4 protein-coding genes and 1 rRNA gene are annotated in these 5,496 nt (G+C 70.4%); 4 read left to right on the forward strand and 1 reads right to left on the reverse strand.

Going from position 1 to position 5,496, the window contains the following annotated elements:
- Window positions 1-4: 4 nt before the first annotated feature.
- Window positions 5-121: ribosomal RNA gene (gene rrf / locus KN815_RS45990) — 5S ribosomal RNA — on the forward strand.
- A gap of 253 nt (window positions 122-374) precedes the next feature.
- Here the strand turns inward: rrf and KN815_RS45995 are convergent.
- Window positions 375-1,643 carry a hypothetical protein gene (locus tag KN815_RS45995; RefSeq protein WP_216347737.1) on the reverse strand — a complete coding sequence of 423 codons (1,269 nt, stop codon included), beginning with the start codon at window positions 1,641-1,643 and terminating at the stop codon, window positions 375-377.
- A 149-nt stretch (window positions 1,644-1,792) separates the two neighbouring features.
- Between KN815_RS45995 and mtnA the strand changes: the two genes are divergently transcribed.
- From mtnA to mtrB, 3 genes are all read left to right on the forward strand, one after another.
- Window positions 1,793-2,950: an S-methyl-5-thioribose-1-phosphate isomerase gene (mtnA, locus tag KN815_RS46000; protein ID WP_216347738.1), complete on the forward strand. Its 1,158-nt coding sequence runs from the start codon at window positions 1,793-1,795 to the stop codon at window positions 2,948-2,950.
- A complete protein-coding gene (gene mtrA, locus KN815_RS46005; RefSeq protein WP_014061181.1) occupies window positions 2,947-3,624 on the forward strand; it encodes a two-component system response regulator MtrA in 678 nt (225 codons plus the stop codon). The genes mtnA and mtrA overlap by 4 nt, the downstream gene beginning before the upstream one ends.
- 64 nt (window positions 3,625-3,688) lie before the next feature.
- A partial coding sequence (mtrB, locus tag KN815_RS46010) for an MtrAB system histidine kinase MtrB (protein ID WP_253209666.1) occupies window positions 3,689-5,496 on the forward strand: 1,808 nt, incomplete at its 3' end.

Consider the following 5,496-nt stretch of genomic DNA (forward strand, 5'->3'; position numbering starts at 1 on the left):
GTGTTTCGGTGGTCATAGCGTTAGGGAAACGCCCGGTTACATTTCGAACCCGGAAGCTAAGCCTTTCAGCGCCGATGGTACTGCAGGGGGGACCCTGTGGGAGAGTAGGACACCGCCGAACAATTTTTAGCCTCGGTCCCGAGCATTTAATGCTCGGGACCGAGGCTTTTTTGCGTTCCCACGTTCCCATTCGAGCGGATGTTCCACCGGATCGAGTGAAAAGCCCTCAGTGTCCTGGCGTGGCGCGGTTGCCGGCACGCAGAGTTGTCAGTGAGGCCGCAGTCCGACGGGGGAGGTGAGGGCCTGTGAGAGTGACGACCTGTGCGGTGAAGGGGCGTCGGGCGACGCCCCGTTCGCGCCCGTCTGTGAAGCCGTCAGTTCCCGGACGTCGAGGCGACGGTCGGCTGGCCCTTGCCATGGCCATCCGTGGGGTCGCCCGGCATTCCCGCGGCACGGGCGAGCTCGAGGTCGAGCGCCTCGCGCCGGATGCGCTGGTCCATGTAGAGAAGGGCCGTCACGCCGGCGCTGATCGGGAAGGTGATGGTCGAGCTGATCACGCCGCCGACGCCGACCACGACCAGGAAGGTCCAGCTCACGGCGACGGATTCACCGGACAGCCAGTCCATGGCGTTGTCCCCGCCTATCACCATGGCGATCAGGCTGGTGGGGATCTCGACGATGGCGCCGACGATGAAGACCAGGACGACGGCCAGCAGTTGGATGCCGAAGACGCGCCCCCACGCACCGCGCACCAGCTTGAAGGAGCGTCGCAGGGCCTTGATGATCCCCTGCTTCTCCAGCATCAGCGCGGCAGGGGCGAGGCTGAAGCGGACCCAGAGCCAAGCGGCGACGCCGGCCGCGGCGAACCCGCCGAGAGAGGCGAGGGCGGCACCCTCGCTGCGTACACCCGCGAAGGCCAGCAGCAGACCCGGCGTCATACCGGCGGCGATCACGGCCACGGCGATGGTGGGGATCAGAAGGAGCAGCCCGCACAGTTGAAGGAGGTGCGGGCGGGCACCGCCCCATGCCTCCTTGGCGGATACGGACCGGCCCAGCACCGCCCGTGCGGTGACCACGGTCAGCAGAGCGGTGGTGACGATCGTTCCGAGGACGCCGAGCAGCAGGGTGACTCCGCTGTCCCCGAGCGAGCCGCCGACGGCGCGCATCGCCTGGCCGACGGTGGCGTCCGGATCGTCGAGGACATTGCGCTCGTTGCCATGGGCGTCGTTGAACCAGAGTCCTGTGGCGGCCGTGATCAGGCCCTGGGTGACGATCGAGACGATCAGCGAGATGCCGAGGACCGTTCGCCAGTGGGCGCGCATGACGGCCACCGCGCCGTTCAGGATCTCGCTGGCGGCCAGCGGTCGCAGCGGAATGACACCGGGGCGGGGAGCGGACGGCTGCCGCGGGCCGGTGCCCCATCCGCCGCCCGGTGTGGGAGCGGGCGGCACCGGCGGTGGCGTGGGGCCTTGTCCCGATGCGGTCCAGCGGCCGGGCGGCGGCTGGCGCCGGGCCCACTGGCGGCCCCAGGTGGGCTGCTCCGGGGCGGGCTGGTCGGCGGGCTCGTTCTGCTGCTGAGCGCCGTGGTCCGGTTCGTCGGAAGGGGACGATCCGGGCGGGGCCCAGCCCGGAGTGTCATTCATCGTCGCTCCGTAGGTTGTTCGTTGACCGGCCGCGGCGTCCGCGGCGGGCGTATGCCAGCCATCGTGCCACGGGGCATTGCGCCTCGTGCCGGTCACTGGGGGCGGTCCGGCACTTCAATAGTCGGTGGCGCACAGGGCAGACTGGGCGGATGGCTGATCAGCATCCGGTGTCCCCGGAAGGCCCCATACCTCCCACCGCCTTGGCGCTGCGCTGGGAGGAGCCCCCGGAGGGGCCCGTACTGGTACTTCTCGACCAGACCAGGCTGCCTGCCGAAGAGGTCGAGCTGGTGTGCACCGATGTGCCGGCGCTGGTGGAGGCGATCCGCTCTCTCGCCGTGCGCGGCGCCCCGCTGCTCGGCCTCGCCGGGGCATACGGGATCGCGCTCGCCGCGGCCCGGGGTTTCGATGTGGACGAGGCCGCCGAATCGCTCGCCCATGCCCGTCCCACGGCCGTCAACCTGGCCTACGGCGTTCGCAGGGCAGTCGCCGCGTATCACGGCGCGATCCGGGACGACGCGGACGACGCCCAGGCCGCCGCGGCCGCGCTCGCCGAGGCTCGGGCCCTGCATCGGGAGGATGCCGAGGCCAGCGACCGCATGGCGGCCCACGGCCGGGCGCTCCTCGATGAGCTGCTGCCTGCCGGTGGTCATCGGATTCTCACTCACTGCAACACCGGCGCCCTGGTCTCCGGGGGCGAGGGGACCGCCCTCGCCGTGGTCAAGGCGGTGCACCGGGCGGGACAGTTGCGGCGGCTCTGGGTGGACGAGACCCGGCCCCTGCTCCAGGGAGCGCGGTTGACCGCGTACGAGGCGGCGCGTGCCGGTATGGCGTACACGCTGCTCGCGGACAACGCGGCGGGCTCGCTGTTCGCCGCAGGTGAGGTGGACGCGGTGCTGATCGGGGCGGACCGGATCGCCGCGGACGGCTCGGTGGCCAACAAGGTGGGCAGCTATCCGCTCGCGGTGCTGGCCCGATACCACCATGTGCCGTTTGTGGTGGTCGCCCCGAGCACCACGGTGGACCCGGCTACTCCCGACGGGACCTCGATCGAGGTCGAGCAGCGTCCTGGACATGAGGTGACAGACATCACAATTCCTTACGCCCCCATCGCCGGGCATGAGACAGGCACCGGAGTGCCGGTCGCTCCGCTGGGGACACAGGCCCACAATCCGGCTTTCGACGTCACACCACCGGAGTTGGTGACGGCGATCGTGACCGAGGACGGTGTGATCTCTCCGGTCACAGCGGACGGTATCGCCGAGCTGTGGGCCAGGTCACGATCGGGTAATGGGATGATGTCGATATGAAGGGACGCGTCCTTGTCGTCGACGACGACACCGCACTGGCAGAGATGCTCGGCATCGTGCTGCGCGGCGAAGGCTTTGAACCGTCGTTTGTGTCGGACGGCGACAAGGCTCTTGCCGCCTTCCGCGAGACCAAGCCCGATCTGGTGCTGCTCGATCTGATGCTGCCCGGCCGGGACGGCATCGAGGTCTGCCGGCTGATCCGGGCCGAATCAGGTGTGCCGATCGTCATGCTCACGGCCAAGAGCGACACGGTCGATGTGGTGGTCGGGCTCGAGTCCGGGGCGGATGACTACATCGTCAAGCCGTTCAAGCCGAAGGAGCTGGTGGCTCGGATACGGGCCCGGCTGAGGCGTTCCGAGGAGCCGGCGCCGGAGCAGTTGGCCATCGGCGATCTGGTGATCGACGTGGCGGGGCATTCGGTGAAGCGGGACGGCCAGTCGATAGCGCTGACTCCGCTGGAGTTCGATCTTCTGGTGGCGCTGGCCCGTAAGCCGTGGCAGGTGTTCACCCGTGAGGTGCTGCTGGAGCAGGTCTGGGGCTATCGGCATGCCGCCGACACCCGGCTGGTGAATGTGCATGTGCAGCGGCTGCGCTCGAAGGTCGAGAAGGACCCGGAGCGGCCGGAGATCGTGGTGACCGTGCGCGGTGTCGGCTACAAGGCCGGGCCAAGCTGAGATGACGGGTGGTACGGCGCCGCAGCCCGGCGGACCGGGCGGCGGGGCTCCGGAGGGTGCCCGGATGGGGCGGCCCGACCCGGCGGGTGAGATACCGCTGCTGCGCAGGTTGTGGAGCGGTGGGCATCTGCTGCCCGACGGGGCGTCCGGAGGGCCGGCCCATCCGGTGATCCGGCTGTTCGGGCGGTGGGTGCGCCGTCCGCTGCTGCCCGCTGCCCGGCTGTGGCGGCGGAACATCCAGTTGCGGGTGGTCGCCACCACGCTGCTGATGTCGCTCGGTGTGGTGCTGCTGCTGGGCCTGGTGGTCATCGGGCAGGTGCGCAACGGTCTGCTGGACGCCAAGCGCCATGCGGCGCAGGGGCAGGCCGTCGGCGGGTTCGAGGTGGCCGAGCAGATGGCCGACCGTAAGAGCGATTCCCGTGGCCAGGACGGGCCGGGGGCCGGTGCCCAGGACTCCGGCGCCTGGCTGAACGCGCTGGTGGAGCAGCTCTCCAGCGGTGGCAAGGGCGCGTATTCGGTGGTGGCGCTCAGCTCCGACTCCGGTGAGACGCCCTATGTGGCCAGCCGGGGGCCGCGGGCCTCCGGCGATGTCCAGCCGGACAGTGTGCCCGCCGATCTGCGCCGGAGGGTGGACGAGGGCCGGACGGCGCCGTATGAGCGCTACGGAAAGATCGTGCACGCGGGGTCCGGAGACGCCGAGCCCGCGCTGATCATCGGCAAGCGGCTGGACGACAACAACGGCGACGCCTACCAGCTCTACTACCTCTTCCCGTTCAGCCAGGAGGAGAAGTCGCTGAGCCTGGTCAAGGGCACCCTGGCCACGGCCGGGGTGTTCGTGGTGGTGCTGCTCGGGGCCATCGCCTGGGTGGTGGTCCGCCAGGTCGTGACGCCCGTAAGGATGGCGGCGGGGATCTCCGAGCGGCTGGCGGCCGGTCTGCTCCAGGAGCGGATGAAGGTCACCGGGGAGGACGACATCGCCCGTTTGGGGGAGTCGTTCAACAAGATGGCGCAGAACCTCCAGCTCAAGATCCAGCAGTTGGAGGAGCTTTCCCGGATGCAGCGCCGCTTCGTCTCCGATGTCTCCCATGAGCTGCGCACCCCGCTGACGACCGTAAGGATGGCGGCGGACGTCATTCACGAGGCGCGTGAGGACTTCGACCCGATCACCGCGCGCTCCGCCGAGCTGCTGTGGGGCCAGGTCGACCGCTTCGAGTCGCTGCTCAGCGATCTGCTGGAGATCAGCCGGTTCGACGCGGGCGCGGCCGCCCTGGAGGCCGAGCCGATCGATCTGCGCGATGTGGTGAACCGGGTGGTGGACGGGGCCGAGCCGCTCGCCGAGGCCAAGGGCACCCGGATCCTGGTGCGGGGCGCCGAGGCGCCGGTGATCGCGGAGGCGGACACCCGCCGTGTCGAGCGGGTGCTGCGCAATCTGGTGGTCAACGCCGTGGAGCACGGTGAGGGCCGCGATGTGGTCGTGCGGCTCGCGACGGCGGGCGGCGCGGTGGCCGTCGCGGTGCGGGACTACGGCGTCGGGCTCAAGCCCGGCGAGGCGACGCGGGTGTTCAACCGCTTCTGGCGGGCCGATCCGGCCCGTGCGCGCACCACCGGCGGCACCGGTCTCGGCCTGTCGATCGCGGTGGAGGACGCGCGGCTGCACGGTGGCTGGTTGCAGGCGTGGGGTGAGCCCGGCGGGGGTTCGCAGTTCCGGCTGACGCTGCCGCGTACCGCGGGCGATGTGCTGCGCGGCTCGCCGATCCCGCTGGAGCCCGAGGATTCCCGGCGCAAGCGCCGTACGGATGACACCGGGACCCCGCAGCCCCCGGCGGAGCGGCTGGCGGCGGTGCCCGCGCAGCCGCGGTCCGCGCTGCCCGC

Origin of the sequence: Streptomyces niphimycinicus (assembly GCF_018883605.1) — a bacterium.
Taxonomy (GTDB): domain Bacteria; phylum Actinomycetota; class Actinomycetes; order Streptomycetales; family Streptomycetaceae; genus Streptomyces; species Streptomyces niphimycinicus.

What these genes read in the sequence shown, in the direction of transcription:
- mtrA (WP_014061181.1), top strand. Translation starts at nt 2,947, where the DNA reads ATGAAGGGACGCGTCCTTGTCGTCGACGACGACACCGCACTGGCAGAG.
- KN815_RS45995 (WP_216347737.1), bottom strand. Translation starts at nt 1,643, where the DNA reads ATGAATGACACTCCGGGCTGGGCCCCGCCCGGATCGTCCCCTTCCGAC.
- mtnA (WP_216347738.1), top strand. Translation starts at nt 1,793, where the DNA reads ATGGCTGATCAGCATCCGGTGTCCCCGGAAGGCCCCATACCTCCCACC.